Origin of the sequence: Nocardia terpenica (genome assembly GCF_013186535.1) — a bacterium.
Classification (GTDB): Bacteria; Actinomycetota; Actinomycetes; order Mycobacteriales; family Mycobacteriaceae; genus Nocardia; species Nocardia terpenica.
Window position 1 is genome coordinate 397184 of sequence record NZ_JABMCZ010000002.1, and the last position, 16589, is coordinate 413772.

The window sequence follows — 16589 nt, forward strand, 5'->3', positions numbered from 1 at the left end:
GCCTCAATCGCTGTACCGGGCGGGCGGCGGGGCGGGCGCGGGGCCGAGCGCCGTCAGATTCGCGTCGTAGAGCCGCTGCCAGGTGCCGTCGGTGCGAATCCGCTCCAGCACGCCGTTGAGGAAACGCACCATGTCGCTCTGCCCCTTCGGCACCCCGACGGCATAGTTCTCGAAGCCCATCGGCGCGCCGACCACCTGGAGGTTGTCGTCCTGCGCGGCCAGGCCCGCCAGGATCGACTCGTCGGTGCTGATCGCGTCGACCTGGCCCTGTTGCAGCGCCACCAGGCAGTCGGTCCAGTTCTCGACGCCGAGCACGCTCGCCGGTTTCGGCAGCGCGAGCAGTGGTGCGGCCGAGTCCGCGCCGAAGGTGACGCACACCCGCCTGCCGCTCAGTTCCTCGGCCTTGGTGATCCCGGACCCGCGCGGGGCCAGAATGCGCTGCGCCGCACGGTAGTACACGCTGGAGAAGTCGACATCGCGGCGGCGGTCGCAGGTGGTGGAGAAGGTGCGCACCACCAGATCCACCTGACCCTGCTGTAGCACCGGCACCCGATCGGCCGTTGCCACGGACCGGAATTCGATCTTGTCGCGGTCGCCGAGCAGGGCGAAGGCGAGCTCGCGGGCGAGGTCGATGTCGAAGCCGTGCAGCTGCCCGCTGGCCGGATCGCGGAAGCCGAACAGGTAGGTGTTCTGGTCGACGCCGACGGTCAACCGGCCCTTGGCGCGAATGCGGTCCATGGTCGAACCCGGCGCGATGGTCGCCGAGTTCGGCCCGGGCCGCAGGCTCGCCTCCGCATCGCAGCTGTTGTCGGGCGGGGCCATGCCGGTGACCGGGGCCGCGCCCGGCGGCATGGGTTTCACCGCGGACACCGCCGGGCTCGCGGGCACGGCGACATCCGCACCGCATCCGGCCACCAGCAACCCGGCCAGCAGCACCGCCGTGCGCGGCAGACGCGCGCTCCTCACAGGAACTCCTTCAGTCGCGGCCACACCCCGACCACCACCGCGGCGGCCGCGAACACCATCAGCACCAGTGTGCCCGCGTCGGACCCGAACCAGACATCGCCCGCGTCCCCGATCTGCCGCCGCAGCTGTACGCGATTGTGGTCGAGGCTGTCGCGCAGCGTGGTGTCGAGCCCGGCGAACAGGTGCGCCGAGGAATCGGGGGCCGGGCCGATGGCCTGGTTCACCGCGTCGCGGTAGTTCGCGATGGTGTAGCTGTCGATCTGCTTGCGATGCCCGGCCGACCATTGCGAGAACTGCTGCCGCGCCGGACTATCCGGTCCGGACACATTCGCCAGCTCGTCGCGCAGCTGGCCGGTCTTGGCCTCGAAGTCGCGCTCGGTGGCCTGGATGTCGCCGCGCAGAATCAGCTCCAGGGTCTCGTCGGTGCGCGCCTGCTGCGCCAGTATCCGCGCCTGTGCCAGGTTTTCGCTGCGCGCCGTGGGGCCCGACCAGCCGGTGTCGACCGCGCCGTGCGCGGCGGCGGTCGCGGCCACGATCCACAGCAGCGCCAGCACCGCCGCGCCCGCCCCGGCCACGATGCCGAGATTGAATCGGCGATTGGTGCGCCGCACCAGGATCCGGGACGCCCAGACCGCGCCGACCAGCACCACCAGCAGCGTGGCCAGGGCGAACCAGGGCGGTCCGGTGATGGCCCGCTGGTCCGCGCGCACCGCGGCCAGCCGCTGCCCGGTGAGCTCGGCGGCATGGGGCAGCAGCGAATTCTGCATCAGCCCGGACGCCTCGCGCAGGTACGCGGAACCGACCGGGAAGCCTTGCCGGTTGTTCGCTCGCGCCGATTCCACCAGGCCGGTGTAGACCGGCAGATCGGCGGCGACCAGGGCGACGATGTCGCGGGTCCGGGCATCGGTCGCGCCCGCGGTGGCGGTGGCCAGCGCGTCGGCGGCGTCGGCCAGCGATTGCTGGTATTGCGCTCGGACTTCCGGCGATTCGATGCCGCCGGACAGGAATGCGGTGGCCGCGGCCGCATCCGCCGCCGACAGGGCGACATACAGGCGTTGCGCGGCGTATGCCAGTGGCTCCGAACGCTGTAGCGCGGCGTCGCGTCGAGTGGTCTTGCCGCCCAGTTCGTTCGCGCTCACCAGGCCCGAGATCAGGCACAGCACAACGGCGGCGAGGGCCATGGCCACGATCAGGCCCGGCGTGGTCGCGGCGAACCGTCGCGACCAGTGCGCGCCGCGCCGGGCTGCCGCGGGTATGCGAAGTCCCACTCCCTCCCCCTCCTCCTGTGCCGCCGGAGTCTCGAACGCGATCGTACGGGAGGGGAATTGGGTACGCCGGTCGATCGCGATCGAATTGCAACCCCTAGCGCCTGCGGCGAAATCGAGACCGAAAGGGTAGGTGTTCGCGATCAATTCGGCCCGCTCCGCGGGCGACCGAGCGTAGAGTACCCACCTGCTGCCTTCCCCGAGTCCACGACAGCGGCTCGATCCTGTTCTATCCGACTGCACCTGGGTGAAAAGAATGCCCTTTCTCGACCGCCGTGAAGCCGGCCGAAGACTTGTCGCACGCCTGCGGGCTTTTCGGGGCCCGGACACGATCGTGCTCGGATTACCGCGCGGCGGGGTCCCGGTGGCCTTCGAGGTGGCCGTCGCGCTCGGTGCGCCGCTGGATGTCGCGGTGGTGCAGAAGTTGTCCGTTCCCGGGCGGCCGCGCCTGGTGTACGGGGCGATAGCGGAGTCCGGGGTGCGCGTGGTCGGCGAGGACCTGGCTTTACTGCGCGCGTTCATCACACCGGCCGAGCGGGCGCGGGTGGAGCGCGATGCGCGAGAGGCGGTGCTGCGCAAGACGGCTCGCTTCCGCCACGGCCGCGCCCCGCTGACCATCACCGGCCGACTCACGATCCTCGTCGACGACGGCGTGACCACCGGCGCCACCGCCCGCGCCGCCTGCGCCCTGGCCCGAGCCCGCGGCGCCGCCCGCGTGGTCTACGCCGTCCCCGTGGGCTCCTGCCGCCCCATCCGGGAACTGGCGTCCTGCGCCGACAATGTCGTCTGCCTGGAAACCCCGGCCCTGTTCCACACCCTCGGCCAGTGGTACCGCACCTTCGACCCGGTCACCGAGGAAACGGTCTGCGACCTCCTCACCCGAGCCACCAACCTCCGCCGGAACCAAACCACCCAACCGATCCGCATCCGCTGACCGGGCGTGTGAGGGCACTCCGGGCACCTACATGCCCAAGCCTCTGCCCCAGCGCAGCATTACCCACGGTCCGGGCGCATCCATGGTCCCGGCGCGCTTTCCCCAAGGTCCCAGCCCGCTTTCCCCAAGGACCCAGCGCGCTTCCCCATGGACCCAGCGCGCTCCCCCAACGTCTCAGCGCGCTCCCCCCAAGGTCCCAGCGCGCTCCCCCCAAGGTCCCAGCGCGCTCCCCCAACGTCTCAGCGCGCTCCCCCCAAGGTCCCAGCGCGCTCCCCCATGGACCAGCGCACTCCCCCAACGTCCCAGCGCACCCCCCAAGGTCCCAGCGCGCTCCCCCAACGTCTCAGCGCGCTTCCCCATGGACCCAGCGCACTCCCCCATGGACCCGGCGCGCTCCTACCCATGGTCCCGGCGCGCTTCCCCCAAGGTCCCGGCGCGCTTTTGGCCGGGACCTAGACATAACCCAACACCTGTCTTACATTCGAGACATGAGCACCAATATGTCTCACAAGCCCCGTTTCGAGCTCCGATCGGGTGAGACATGGCGGGACCCCTGGTCCATGTATGCGGCGCTGCGGGAGCACGATCCGGTGCATCATGTGGTTCCGGCGGGGCGGGCGGATGCGGATTACTACGTGCTGTCGCGGTATGTCGATGTGTACGATGCGGTGCGGGATGCCGAAACCTTTTCTTCCGCACAGGGTTTGACCGTCGACTACAACAATCTCAGCGAGATCGGGCTGGGGGCGGATCGGCCGTTCGTGTTCACCGATCCGCCGGATCACACCGGATTCCGGCGGCGGGTGGCCAAGGGCTTCACGCCGCGGCAGGTGCGGGAGATCAGCCCGGCCGTACGGGAATTCGTGGTCGAGCGGATCGAGCGGCTGCGGGCGGAGGGCGGCGGCGATATCTCGGCCGAGTTGTTCAAGCCGCTGCCGACGATGGTGGTCGCGCACTATCTCGGTGTGCCGGAAGCGGATCGGTCGAAGTTCGACGAGTGGAGCGAGGCGATCGTGGCGGCCTCGGCGGCGGGGGGCGTCCTGACCGCGCAGGCCGCCGTCACCGAGCTGATGCAGTACTTCACGGCGCTGATCGAACGCCGCCGCAAGGCGCCCGGCGACGATACGGTCTCGCTGCTGGTGGCCTCCGGGCTCGGCGCCGACGGCGATGTCTCGGGCATTCTGCGAATCCTCGGCTTCGCCTTCACCATGATCACCGGCGGCAACGACACCACCACCGGAAACCTCGGGGGCGCAGTGCAATTGCTGACCCTTTACCCGGAGCAGCGGCGGCGGCTGATCGACGACCCCGGCCTGATGCCGGGCGCGGTGGACGAATTCCTGCGGCTCACCTCGCCCGTGCAGGGCCTGGCGCGCACCACGACTCGCGATGTCGAGATCGAGGGCGTCACCATCCCGGCGGGCAGGCGGGTACTGCTGCTGTACGCGTCGGCCAATCGCGATGAGCGCGAATATGGTTCGGACGCAGCGGAACTCGACGTCACCCGACAGCCGCGGAACATTCTCACCTTCGGCAACGGCAACCACCACTGCCTCGGCGCGGCCGCCGCGCGCATGCAGGCCGCCATCGCGCTGCGGGAACTACTCGCCCGCTGCCCCGATTTCACCGTCGACATCGACGCGGTCCGCTACACCGACGGCAACTATGTGCGCTGGCCGGTGTCGGTCCCCTTCCGGGCGGCCGCGTGAGCAGCGACGACTGGCTGGGCGATCCGCGCTCGCTGCGGGCGGCCGAACGCATCCTCGACGCCGCGGCCGCCCTGTTCGCCGAGCGCGGCGTGGCCGCCACCCAAATGGCCGATATCGCCAGGGCCGCAGGCTGTTCGCGCGCCACCCTCTACCGCTATTTCGACAGCCGCCGCGCCGTACAACTGGCCTTCGTCCACCGCGAGGCCCGCCGCCTCGCCACCACCCTCACCGCCGACCTGCGCACCATCCCCGACCCCACCGCCCGCATAGTCGAGGGCGTCCTGGCCAGCCTCCGCGCCGTCCGCGCCGACCCCCTCCTCATAGCCTGGTTCCGCCCCGCCGACGCAGGCATCACCCTCGAACTCGCCCAGACCTCCGAGGTAATCGAATCCATCGCAACATCCCTGTTCGCCACCGAACCGCCCGCCGCCCAACCAGATAACGCCCTCACCGCCCGCTGGCTCACCCGCATCATCGTCTCTCTGCTCACCGTCCCCGGCCACGACGACAACGAGGAGCGCCTCTTCCTGGAACGCTTCGTGGCCCCACTCATCACCGGCACCCGAGCCTGACGTCCGAGGGTCCACTTGCGCGGCCTCGGACGGACCACCAGGGTGGTCCCATGGATTCGCTCATCATGTCTGCTCGGGATATCGAATTTCTGCTCTACGAGTGGCTGGATGTGGGCAGGCTGGTGGGGCGGGATCGGTATCGGGAGCATTCGCGGGAGACCTTTGATCAGGTGTTGGAGCTCAGCCGGGGGTTGGTGGCCAAGTATTTTGCTCCGCACAATCGGGCGGGTGATCTGGCCGAGCCGACCTTCGATGGGGAGAAGGTGCATGTTCTGCCCGAGGTGAAGCGGGCATTGGAGGCGTTTGCCGAGGCGGGGTTGATCGGGGCGGCGATGGATGCGCGGGTCGGCGGGATGCAACTGCCGTATTCGGTTTTCACCGCCTGTATGGCGTGGTTCCATGCCGCGAACGCGGCTACCGCCAGCTATGCCATGCTGTCGATCGGGAATGCGAATCTTGTTGCCGCGCATGGTAGTCCGGAACAGATCGAGCGGTTCGCGGTGCCGATCGTGCAGGGGCGCTACTTCGGCACCATGGCGCTGTCGGAGCCGCAGGCCGGGTCGAATCTGGCCGATATCACCACCCGGGCGGTCCCGCAGCCGGATGGCAGCTATCGCGTTTTCGGGCGGAAGATGTGGATCTCCGGCGGCGACCACGAACTCGCCGAGAACATCGTGCATCTGGTGCTGGCTCGGATCCCGGGCGCGCCGGAGGGCACCCGCGGGATCTCGCTGTTCATCGTGCCCAAGTATCTCGACGGCACGCCCGCCGAACGCAACGATGTGGTGCTGGCGGGCATCAATCACAAGATGGGCTGGCGCGGCACCGTCAATACCGCGCCGGTGTTCGGCGACGGCGCGTTCCGACCCGGCGGGGAGCCGGGCGCGGTCGGCTACCTGGTCGGCGAGCCGAATCGTGGCCTGTCGTACATGTTTCGGATGATGAACGAGGCCCGCCTCGGCGTCGGCCTCGTCGCGACCGCGCTCGGCTACACCGGCTACCTGAAGTCGCTGTCCTACGCGCGCAGCCGCCCACAGGGCCGCCCGATCACCGCCAAGGGCCGGGGCCCACAGGTGCCGATCGTGATGCATTCCGATGTGCGTCGAATGCTGTTGGCGCAGAAGGCGTATGCGGAGGGCGCGCTGGCGCTGCAACTGTACTGCGCCACCCTGGTCGACGAACAGCGCAGCGCCGCAGACGAATCCGAGCTCCGTCGCGCCGAGCTGCTGCTGCGCGTGCTCACCCCGATCGCCAAGAGCTGGCCGAGCCAGTGGTGCCTGGCCGCCAACGATCTCGCCATTCAGGTGCACGGCGGGGCCGGATACACCCGCGACTACGACGTCGAGCAGCACTACCGCGACAACCGGCTCAACCAGATTCATGAAGGCACGCATGGCATTCAGGGCCTGGACCTGCTCGGCCGTGCGGTCACCGCGGAGAACGGCGCGGCGCTCGCGCTGCTGTTGGAGACCATCGGCGCGACGGTCGCGGCGGCGACGGCTAGCGGCGATGCGGAGCTCGTGGAGTTCGCGGCGGCGTTGGGGGCGGCCTGTTCCCGCGTCGCCGCCACCACCGCCGCGCTCTGGGAGGATATGAATCCCGAAGTGGCGCTGGCCAATTCGTCCGTCTATCTGGAGGCGGTCGGGCATGTGACGGTGGCTTGGATTTGGCTGTCGCAGGCCGTCGTTGCGAGCGGTCCCGGCCAAAAGCATGCCGGGACCATGGATGGGGAGAAACACGTCGGGACCACGAATCGGGAGAAACACGTCGGGACCACGAATCGGGAGAAACACACCGGGACCATGGATCGGGAGAAACATGCCGGGGCCATGGATGGGGAGAAACACGCCGGGAACACGAACGTGGATGCGTTTTACGCGGGCAAGCGCGCCGCCGCCCGATATTTCTTCCGATGGGAACTACCCCGCACCGCACCGCTTTTCGATCTTCTCGATGCGCTGGATCGGACCACGATCGACCTCGAGGAGAGCTGGCTGTAGGGCGACCGGTCGGTCGGTGTGATCCGGCGCGGCGTTGCCATGGGGGCGATACAGTAGTAACCAATCACAGTTTCCAGGCAACGGTGCCGCATTCCCTCACACACCCCGGGCGTCACGCCCACCCGGTTAGGCGGAGCCGATGGATCTTCTCAACCCGATCGATGCGATCTTCCTCGCGACCGAATCCCGCGAGCACCCAATGCATGTCGGTGGTTTGCAGGTCTTCGAACCACCGACGGATGCCGGGCCCGGATTCGTTGCGTCGCTGTACGAGGAGCTGATGGCGACCACCGATGTGCAGAGCCGCTTCCGACGATGCCAGCGCCGAATCCTCGGTAACTTCTCGAGCGTGGTCTGGTCGCACGCCGCGGAGGTCGATCTCGGGTATCACGTGCGCCGGTGCGCGCTGCCCGCGCCGGGCGGCCCCACCGAACTGCTCGATCTGGTCGGCCGCCTGCACTCCACGCTGCTGGACCGGCATCGGCCGCTGTGGGAGGGCCGGGTCATCGAGGGCCTGTCGGGTGATCGGTTCGCGGTGTACGTCAAGGTGCATCACGCGCTCATGGACGGGGTCTCGGCGCTGCGGCTGCTGCAGCGCACCCTCACCGACGACCCCTACGCCACCCGGCTGCGGGCGCCGTGGACGATCGGCCGCCCCGAGCCCGAGCCCGACGACACCGCGGGCAATCCGTGGGATCAGCTGCGAAAGGCCCTGCCGCGCTTGACAACCGGCGTCGGCGGGGCGGCGACCGCGGTGCGCGCGCTCACCGACGGACGGCTGGAACTGCCGCTGTCCGCGCCGCCGACCATGTTCAATGTGCCGATCGGCGGGGCCCGCAGCGTCGCGGTCGGGTCGTGGCCGCTCGACCGCATCCACGCCGTGCGCCGCGCCACCGGCACGACGGTCAACGACGTGGTGCTCGCGCTGTCGTCGGCCGCGCTGCGCGCCTACCTGCTGGAGCGAAACGCGTTGCCGGACAAGCCGTTGGTCGCCATGGTCCCGGTGAACGTGCGCCGCGCGACCGAGACCGACTCCGACGGCAATATGGTGGCGGCGCTGCTGTGCAACCTGGGTACCGACATCGCCGATCCGGCGCAACGCCTGGAGACGATCAGCGCCTCCATGCTCGCCGCCAAGCAGGTGTACGCCCAGCTGCCGCCGCTGGAGGCGGTGGCGCTGTCGGCGCTGCTCATGTCGCCGATCGGCCTGACGCTGGTACCCGGTTTCCAGGCATTGCCGCGCATGCCGTTCAACCTCGTCATCTCCAATGTGCCCGGCCCGAGCAAGCCGGTGTATCTGCAGGGCGCGCGCCTGGACCGCAACTACCCGCTGTCCATCCCGTTCGACGGCCAGGCCATGAACATCACCGTCACCAGCACCGCCGACACCCTCGATTTCGGCCTGGTCGGCTGCCGCCGCTCGGTCCCGCGCCTGTCCAGCATGATCGACCACCTCGACACCGCCCTGACCGATCTGGAGAACGCCACCCGCTGACCGCGTTCCGGCTCCCCGGTACTGTCGCCTTCGCCGACGGATCGACATGGAAGGGAGCCGGCCACGGTACACGCGGACTGGCCGCACCTGCGGGAACGGTGCCGGATCGAGGAGGACGACGCCATCCTCGCCCTCGACAAACCCGCGGGAATCTCGGTGACCGGCGAACGCCACGACACCGACCTCGTCGAACTGGCCGCCGAACACGGCGAGACCCTCTACCCGGTCCACCGCATCGACAAGGTCACCTCGGGCCTGATCCTGCTGGCCAAGGACCTGCCCGCGCACGGCACCCTCACCCGGCAGTTCAACAAGCGCACCGCGGACAAGTGGTACCTGGCCGTCACCGCCACCACCGACCTCCCCGATCGCGGCATCATCGACCTCCCCCTGAGCGTCGGCCGCAAGAACCGAGTCCGCATCGCGGCCCCCCGCGAGGCCATCACCCGCACCGGCGACACCTGGTCCGTCGCCGACCGAGACCTGTTGGCGGGCAAGAACTATCCCTCCCGCACCGATTTCACCACCCTCCTCCGCACCGACACCCACACGGTCCTCGCCGTCCACCCCCGCACCGGCCGCCGCCACCAGATCCGCGTCCACCTGGCCTGGATCGGCCACGCCCTCGCGGGCGACCCCCTGTTCGACAGGTCGGGACCGGACGAGCGCACCCATCTGCACTCGTGGAAGTTGCGATTGGAGGCACCTTGGCGGGAGTCGGGGGTGCTGGATCTGGTGGCTGCGCCGGGGGTGGATTTCTGGACGGTGGGGGGTGGGGTGATTACGGGGGATCCGGAGGAGTTGCTGACGGGGGTGAGGCTGGACGGGTAGGCCCCGGTTCGACAGTCGCATGCGGACTGGCTCATGATCAGACGGAACCGTTCGGGAGTGGGACGCGTCGAATCCAGGTAGAGGGACGTGGGATTGCAGGGAGGATGGCATGACTCTGGGACGTGAGGCCGCGGGCGGGCTGTGGCAGGCGGCGGTCGAGGGCCGATTCAAACTCGAAGACGGTGCCGCTCATGAACTTGCGGGCCACTACGACTGGCTCGCGCAGCAGCTCCAGCACCGACAGGCCGAGGTCGTACGACTGCAGCACCTCGACGGGTTCGGCGGCTTCGATTCCGCCCAAAGCCTGCAACGAGGCTTCGAAAGTAAGGCTACGCAGGCATTCGAGGCATTGAAGGCAGCGGAAGCGTCCGCCTACAAGATGAAGGCGGCGATCCTTCGAGCGGCCAACTTGACAGACGAAGTCGAAGCAGCGAACGCCGCGGCTATCGCTGCGGCGGGCAGGGAGATGGCCTAGTGCGTCGTTATGGACTACCGACCTGCACGGTGCTCGCGATTGCCCTCACCGCATCGGTGAGCGCCTGTGGAACGAACGGGACATCGGAAAGTACGTCGACCACCACCGCCTCGCCGCCATCGGCCACGCAGGTCCGGCCCACCCTTACCGCCTCCAGCCTCCAGCCGCCATCCCAGGATTCCAGCTACACACGTTCCGGCGGCCGCCCGAAGGTCGTCTTCGATCCCTGCACCTGGGTGCCCGACGATGTGATCACGAAGATCGGATTCGATCCATCGACCCGCAAGCGCGGCTCTGACATGATCGCCGAATACTCGTTCCTCACTTGTGATTTCTGGAATTCGAACGACGAGACTCTCCAACTCGACTCCGGCAATATCTCCCTGGACGAGGACAAACAGAAGTACGCCGGAAAGTTCCAGAGCCTGAGCATCAACGGGAGGGATGCGATTCAGGTTCCCCAGAAGACCGAGGCCGACGAGTGCGCCATCGACATGCGAACGAAGTCGGGCTACTTCGGTGTCGACATCATTGTTCACACGCAAGGTCAACTGGCCGGGCTGAAGCCTTGCGACCACATTGTCGAGGCAGCCACGGCACTCGAACCCACAATCGGGAAGGATAACTGACCATGGGGGGAAGCAACTCCGATCCGAACTGGACGTTCCCGTCTCCGGGGCAATTCCTCGGCGCGGTCGCGGCGGGTGACATCACGCTCACGCCGGATGGAGTCACCAAGAGCAAGGCCGCCGCGTCGATGCTGCAGAGTGCCGACAGCGCAGCCAGTTTGGTCAAGGGAGCGGGGGTCGATCCGGATTACATTCCCGGGGGGACCGAGAACTTCTTCGGGATGTCGCTCGACAATATGCGGAAGAATGTCGCCCTCATGATGCCCGGCATCATGCATCAGTCCGCGCAGGCGTGGCAGAAGGTCGGCGACGCGCTCATGTTCAACAATATGGGGCTGTCCGCGAAGGTGAACAAGACGATCGCGGAGAGTTGGGAAGGCGCCACGGCGAACGCCATCGCCGAGGCCACGCGACAGTTCTCCAACGATCTCTCGGACATGCACAACGTCATCCAGAGCGTTCAGAGCCGAATCCAGAGTGCGGCATTCGGAGCCGAGATCGTGAAGATGCAGATACCTGCGACCGACCCCGCCGCTGGCACCGGTTACCTGGCAGGCGTAGTGCAAGGCGTACAGAACCCCGCCCAAGCGGTGGGCCAGGCGAGCGCGGACACCGAGGCTCAGCAGGCCGCCGCGTGGGCGCTGGCGAATCACTACAAACCGACGTATGAACCTGCGGGGCAACAGGTTCCGATGTTCGTCCCGCCCACCGGGCCGAACGGTACCGGCCCGGACGGGATCGGCACGAACGGCCTCGGGGGGAACGGCGGCACGAACGGCGGACATTCGGCAGGAACCTCCGGCGGTTCCGGCGGCGACTCCCCCAGGGACGGAACGCAAGGCGGCAACCAGCAGAATCCCGATCCCTCCGCGACCAATCCGGCCTCCTCCGGCAATTCGCCGGGCGGACAAGGGAGTCAGGCCACCGGCCCGGCCGTCACATCCCCCGCCGGAACCGATTCGACGGCCACGAACCCCGCGGGGGTCGGCTCCGGGGCTGGCACCTCCGGCGGTGGCGCGGGCCGGGGCGGAATCGGCATGCCGGGCTTCGGGGGCATCGGAGGCACCGGTGGCCGTGCCGGTTCCGCTGCGCCCGGGCGCAGCATTGCGGGTGCGCCCGTACCGGCCGCTGCCGCCGGTGGTGCGCTCGCCGGTGCCGCGCGGGCGGCCGGGGCGGGGGCGCCGGGCATGCCGGGGATGGGTGCGCCGGGCGCGAAAGGTAAAGGGGAAGAGGACAAGGAGCGCAAGGGGCGGCCCGAGCTGCTGGTGCACGAGCGGAACAAGCTCGAGCTCATCGGGGAGCTGACGCCGCTGGTGCCGCCGGTGATCGGCGGAGACGCGCTCGAGCCGTCGGACGATTGGCACGGTCGGGAGAATCCGGGGCGGGACCAGAGGTAGCCGGGCGGGATGAAAATCGAATTCACCCCGGACGAAATGATTTTCGCCTGGGGACAGCTGGGGTTGGACCGGTGGCCCGCGCCCCTGGCGCTGCGATCCTCGGTGGCCTGGCAGCGGCAGTGGGAGGAGATCGAGCGGGATCTCCGCCTGCGGCTGCCGGTGCTGCAGGACCCGGACCTGGTGCCGGTGCTGCGGACCGCGGCCGATCCCGATATGTCGCTGATCATGATCGGAACCCGGAAGCGGCCGTTGCGGGCCTACGGCGCGGTGACCGCGAATATCGGGGTCACCATGGTGCAGCGGCCGGGTCCGGAGCCGGATATCGGCGGCAATGTGGTGATCGAGGTCGGATCGCCGGGCCTGGTGGCGAAGGTCTTCGCCGCGGTGGCCGGGAACCAACCGGCGGGCCGGGCCGCCGGCATGGTGGAGACCTGGGAACGCTTGCAGGACAACAGCGCATCCGCGGGTTTCGTCGTCGAGCAGACCGTGGCGAGCCGCATGCGGGAACTGCTGGCCGCGCCGCGAATCGGGTACGGGCACATAGAGATTCGCCCGGAGCGGCGGGCCGCGCGCCCGCAGCCGCCCCGCTACGTCAGCTGGTTCGATGTCGACGGCGACGGACGCTATACCTACACCCGCCGCTACGGCGATTTCCACATCGACCCGTGCAGCACAACCGGATTCGAACGGCTCATCACCCGCCTCATGGAGATTCCGCACTGACGCCCCCGCCCCGGGCGGCGCGCCCACGGGCCGACCCGTAATCGACCTCTCCGGCGACGCCTCCCAGCTGGCGCTATACCTTCTGGCTATATTCGGTGGCGAGGCTCATGCAGACGAGGGCCGGAGTCGACCGATAGCCTGGTGGCGTGCCGGGCACGCTCGGTCGCAACGGCGCGATCCCCACGAGAAAGCGAACTGCCGATGATTTTGTTGGCACAGCTCAGCGACACCCATTTCGACCTGCATGCGCGCAGCGCCGAGCGGGCCGCGCGGGTGATGGCGTATCTGGCGGGGCTGCCGCGCACCCCCGATGCCATCCTGGTCACCGGCGATATCGTGGACTCGGGCAAGGTCGAGGAATACGAGCAGGCGCGCGCCGCGCTGGTGGCCGAGGTGCCGCTGCGGGTGCTGCCCGGCAATCACGACAGCCGCGGCAATCTGCGCGAGACCCTGCTGCGCGAACCGGCCGCCGAGACGCCGATCAATCAGGCCCTGCACCTGGACGGGCTCACGGTCGCGCTGCTGGACTCCACCATTCCCGGCGCGGACGGCGGCGAACTCACCGACGAGACCTACACCTGGCTGCTGGATCTGCTGCTGGAAACCCCGACCGATACCGCGGTCCTGGTGGCCATGCACCATCCGCCGGTGCCGATGTACAACACCATCGTCGACCCCATCCGGCTGGGGAACCCGCAGCGGCTGGAACAGATCGTGGCCGCCGACGACCGCATCCTCGGCGTGCTGACCGGGCACATGCACTCGATGGGCAGCACGCTGTTCGGCGGGCGGCAGCTGGTGGTCGCGCCGAGCGTCTCCTCACAGATCGGCGGCCAGTGGGAGGTCGGCCGCCCCGGCGAGGTCCCGATCGACTACGCCCCCGACCCCTCCCTGCTGCTGCACATCGTCGACGGGCGCCGCCTCACCTCGATCGTGCACACCGTCCCGATGGGCGGCCGGAACTCGGTGCGGCCCGCGTAATCGGTTCCGCGATACTCAGCTCCGCACCCGCTCGCGCCGATACGCCGACGGCGTCGTCCCCGTCCACCGTTTGAAGGCGTAGATGAACGTCGACGCCTCCGCATAACCCAGGCGGATGGCCACGTCGCTCACCGATAGTGGTGTGGCACTGAGCATTTCCTCCGCGAGGGCGCGGCGCACCTCGTCCAGCAGGGCACGGTAGCTGGTACCGGCGGCGTCCAGATGGCGGCGCAGGGTGCGGGTGCTCATATTGAGATCGCGTGCGACGGAATCGATTCCGGGCGGGGCGGCGAATCCGTCGACGCCGCCGCGCGGCACCAGCCGCCCGCGCACCTCGGCGGCGATCCCGGTGCGGGCGCGGCGGCGGTGCACCAGATCCCGGCTCTGCGCCAGGCACATGGCCCAGGTGTGCTCGTTGGCCTGCGGTAGCGGCTGTCCCAGCGCGGACGGGTCGAGCGAGAACAGATTCTGCGGCCGCCCGAAAGCGGCTCGCACCCCGATGATTTCGGTGAGCTCGTCGACGTATTCCGGCTCGGGATAGTCGAATTCGGCGCGCAGCAGGCGCGGGCGGCGGCCCAGCAGATCGGACAGCACCCGGTGCATGGCCAGCACGTCGCGTTCGACGAGGAACCGCCGCACATCCGGCGGCACCGCCTCGTCGTGGATGTGCGCCACGAATTCGCCCGGGCCCCACCGGGTTACCGGGATGCAGAAGGTGAAGCTCAGCTCCAGATAGCGCAGCGCGAACGAGATCGCCTCGCCGAGCGTGGGACTGCTGACGCACGCGAACCCGAAGATGCCGAAGGTGGTGATCCGGTAGCGGCGACCCACCTCCATGCCCAGCGCCGGGCGCTCGTCGGCGAGGGCGCGCACCAGATTGCGGACCACCGCCAGCTCGGTGTGCGCGTCGATCTGGGCGTCCGGGTCGGTCAGGATACGGTCGGTGAGGCCGGTGCCGCGCAGCATCCGACCTGTCGGCACGCCGTGTTCGCGGGCGTAGCCGACCATGAGCGCCACGCTCGCCACGCCGCGCGGAAAGTCCCAGTCGCGGACGCCCGGATGCTGCACCGTTGCCATCCGCCGATTATGGCCGAAAATGTAGATAGACGACGTGAGGAGCGACGCATGGCTGGGATCCTCGTCATCGGCGCCGGGTTCGGCGGCCTCGGAATGGCCGCGGAGCTGCGGCGCGCCGGATTCGACGACTTCCTCGTCCTGGAACGGGCCGCGGACCTGGGTGGCGTGTGGCGGGAGAACACCTACCCGGGCGCGGCCTGCGATGTCCCGTCGCCGCTGTACTCCTTCTCCTACGAGCCCAAGCCCGACTGGCCGCACCGCTTCTCCGGCCGCGCGGACATCCACGGGTATCTGCGCGACGTGGCGGACCGGCGCGGGCTGCTCCCGCACCTCCGGTTCGGCGTCGAGGTGGCCGAGGCGGCCTTCGACGAGGCCAACGGCCGCTGGGTGGTGCGCGCGACGGACGGCACCGAATACACCGCGGCCGTGCTGATCTCGGCGGTGGGCCAGCTGTCGCGGCCCCGGCTGCCGGATATCCCGGGCCGGGAGACGTTCCGGGGACCGTCGTTTCATTCGGCGCGGTGGGATCATGCGGTGCCGCTGGCCGGAAGCCGGGTCGCGGTGATCGGAACCGGGGCCAGCGCAATCCAATTCGTGCCCGCGATCGCCCCGCTGGTGGACCGGCTGACGGTGTTCCAGCGCACGGCGGCCTGGGTGGTGAAGCGCACCGATCGGGAATACCGGCCGATGCACCACTTCCTGCTCCGGCACGTGCCGGGTCTGCGGCTGACGCAACGACTCTGGGTGTGGGTGCTGCTGGAATTCCTGTCGCTGGGATTGGCGTCGGTGCCGCCGATCCGCCGCATCGCCGCCTGGATGGGGACCCGCAGCCTGCGCGAGGGCATCCCCGATCCGGCCCTGCGCGCCAAGCTGACCCCGGACTATCCGGTGCTGTGCAAGCGGGTGCTGTTCTCCAACGAGTACTACCCCGCGCTGACCCGGCCGAACGTCGCGGTGGAGACCACGCCGATCGAGGCGATCGTGCCCGAGGGCGTGCGGACCGCCGACGGCGCCGTGCACGAGGCGGACGTGATCGTCTACGGCACCGGGTTCAAGGGCAGTGAATTCCTGTGGCCCATGCGGATTCGCGGGCGCGGCGGGCGCGAACTCGGCGACGCGTGGGCCGACGGCGCGCACGCCTACCTCGGCATCGCGGTCCCCGAGTTCCCGAATCTGTTCCTGCTCTACGGCCCCAACACCAATCTGGGCATCGGCTCCATCGTCGCCATGCTCGAATCCCAGGCCCGCTACATCCGCCAGGCCCTCGCCTACCTGTCCGCCCACCCCGGCCACACCCTGACCGTCCGCCCGGACACCGCCCGCGCCTTCGATACCCACATCCAGCAACGCCTCGGCCGCACCCCGTGGACCTCCTGCTCGAGCTGGTACCGCAATGCCGCGGGCCGAATAACCAACAACTGGCCGGGCACCGTCACCGCCTACCGCAGGCGAACCCGCCGATTCGATCCCCGCGACTACGACCTCGCCCGCACGCCGGAACCGCATCGTCCGACCTGAGAACTTCCTCAGCCCGG

15 protein-coding genes are annotated in these 16589 nt (G+C 69.0%); 12 read left to right on the forward strand and 3 right to left on the reverse strand.

Annotated elements, in window-relative coordinates:
- Positions 1-3: 3 nt before the first annotated feature.
- Both HPY32_RS13075 and HPY32_RS13080 read right to left on the reverse strand, forming a co-directional pair.
- Entirely contained in the window at positions 4-966 is a 963-nt protein-coding gene (locus HPY32_RS13075) for a glutamate ABC transporter substrate-binding protein (protein ID WP_067581061.1), read from the reverse strand.
- On the reverse strand, positions 963-2234 hold the full coding sequence (locus HPY32_RS13080) for a GlnX family signal transduction membrane protein (protein ID WP_231951425.1): 1272 nt from the start codon (positions 2232-2234) through the stop codon (positions 963-965). The genes HPY32_RS13075 and HPY32_RS13080 overlap by 4 nt, the downstream gene beginning before the upstream one ends.
- Before the next feature lie 253 nt (positions 2235-2487).
- Between HPY32_RS13080 and HPY32_RS13085 the strand changes: the two genes are divergently transcribed.
- The 11 genes from HPY32_RS13085 to HPY32_RS13135 all read left to right on the forward strand — a co-directional run bounded on the left by HPY32_RS13085 (position 2488) and on the right by HPY32_RS13135 (position 13977).
- Positions 2488-3165 (forward strand): phosphoribosyltransferase, encoded by a 678-nt coding sequence (locus HPY32_RS13085; protein WP_067581060.1) that lies wholly within the window; start codon positions 2488-2490, stop codon positions 3163-3165.
- A gap of 488 nt (positions 3166-3653) precedes the next feature.
- Entirely contained in the window at positions 3654-4874 is a 1221-nt protein-coding gene (locus HPY32_RS13090) for a cytochrome P450 (protein WP_067581058.1), read from the forward strand.
- A complete protein-coding gene (locus HPY32_RS13095; RefSeq protein ID WP_067581056.1) occupies positions 4871-5446 on the forward strand; it encodes a TetR/AcrR family transcriptional regulator in 576 nt (191 codons plus the stop codon). The genes HPY32_RS13090 and HPY32_RS13095 overlap by 4 nt, the downstream gene beginning before the upstream one ends.
- A 50-nt stretch (positions 5447-5496) precedes the next feature.
- Positions 5497-7446 (forward strand): acyl-CoA dehydrogenase, encoded by a 1950-nt coding sequence (locus tag HPY32_RS13100; RefSeq protein WP_171982852.1) that lies wholly within the window; start codon positions 5497-5499, stop codon positions 7444-7446.
- 139 nt (positions 7447-7585) lie between these two features.
- Complete coding sequence (locus HPY32_RS13105; protein WP_067581054.1) at positions 7586-8941, forward strand: WS/DGAT/MGAT family O-acyltransferase; 1356 nt, start codon at positions 7586-7588, stop codon at positions 8939-8941.
- 123 nt (positions 8942-9064) lie between these two features.
- Positions 9065-9772 (forward strand): RluA family pseudouridine synthase, encoded by a 708-nt coding sequence (locus HPY32_RS13110; protein WP_309247541.1) that lies wholly within the window; start codon positions 9065-9067, stop codon positions 9770-9772.
- 109 nt (positions 9773-9881) lie between these two features.
- Complete coding sequence (locus HPY32_RS13115) at positions 9882-10247, forward strand: hypothetical protein (RefSeq protein WP_067581051.1); 366 nt, start codon at positions 9882-9884, stop codon at positions 10245-10247.
- 29 nt (positions 10248-10276) lie between these two features.
- Positions 10277-10876 carry a DUF3558 domain-containing protein gene (locus HPY32_RS13120; RefSeq protein WP_171982853.1) on the forward strand — a complete coding sequence of 200 codons (600 nt, stop codon included), beginning with the start codon at positions 10277-10279 and terminating at the stop codon, positions 10874-10876.
- Between the two features lie 2 nt (positions 10877-10878).
- Entirely contained in the window at positions 10879-12273 is a 1395-nt protein-coding gene (locus HPY32_RS45670; protein ID WP_067581048.1) for a hypothetical protein, read from the forward strand.
- 9 nt (positions 12274-12282) lie between these two features.
- Positions 12283-12996, forward strand: coding sequence for an ESX secretion-associated protein EspG (locus HPY32_RS13130; RefSeq protein WP_067581046.1), 714 nt, complete (start codon positions 12283-12285; stop codon positions 12994-12996).
- Positions 12997-13197: 201 nt separating this feature from the next.
- A complete protein-coding gene (locus tag HPY32_RS13135; protein WP_067581044.1) occupies positions 13198-13977 on the forward strand; it encodes a metallophosphoesterase in 780 nt (259 codons plus the stop codon).
- A gap of 15 nt (positions 13978-13992) precedes the next feature.
- Here HPY32_RS13135 and HPY32_RS13140 read toward each other — a convergent pair whose 3' ends face one another.
- Positions 13993-15054, reverse strand: a complete 1062-nt coding sequence (locus tag HPY32_RS13140) for an AraC family transcriptional regulator (protein ID WP_067581043.1) — start codon at positions 15052-15054, stop codon at positions 13993-13995.
- A 48-nt stretch (positions 15055-15102) separates the two neighbouring features.
- Between HPY32_RS13140 and HPY32_RS13145 the strand changes: the two genes are divergently transcribed.
- A complete protein-coding gene (locus HPY32_RS13145) occupies positions 15103-16572 on the forward strand; it encodes a flavin-containing monooxygenase (protein WP_067581041.1) in 1470 nt (489 codons plus the stop codon).
- Positions 16573-16589: the final 17 nt, after the last annotated feature.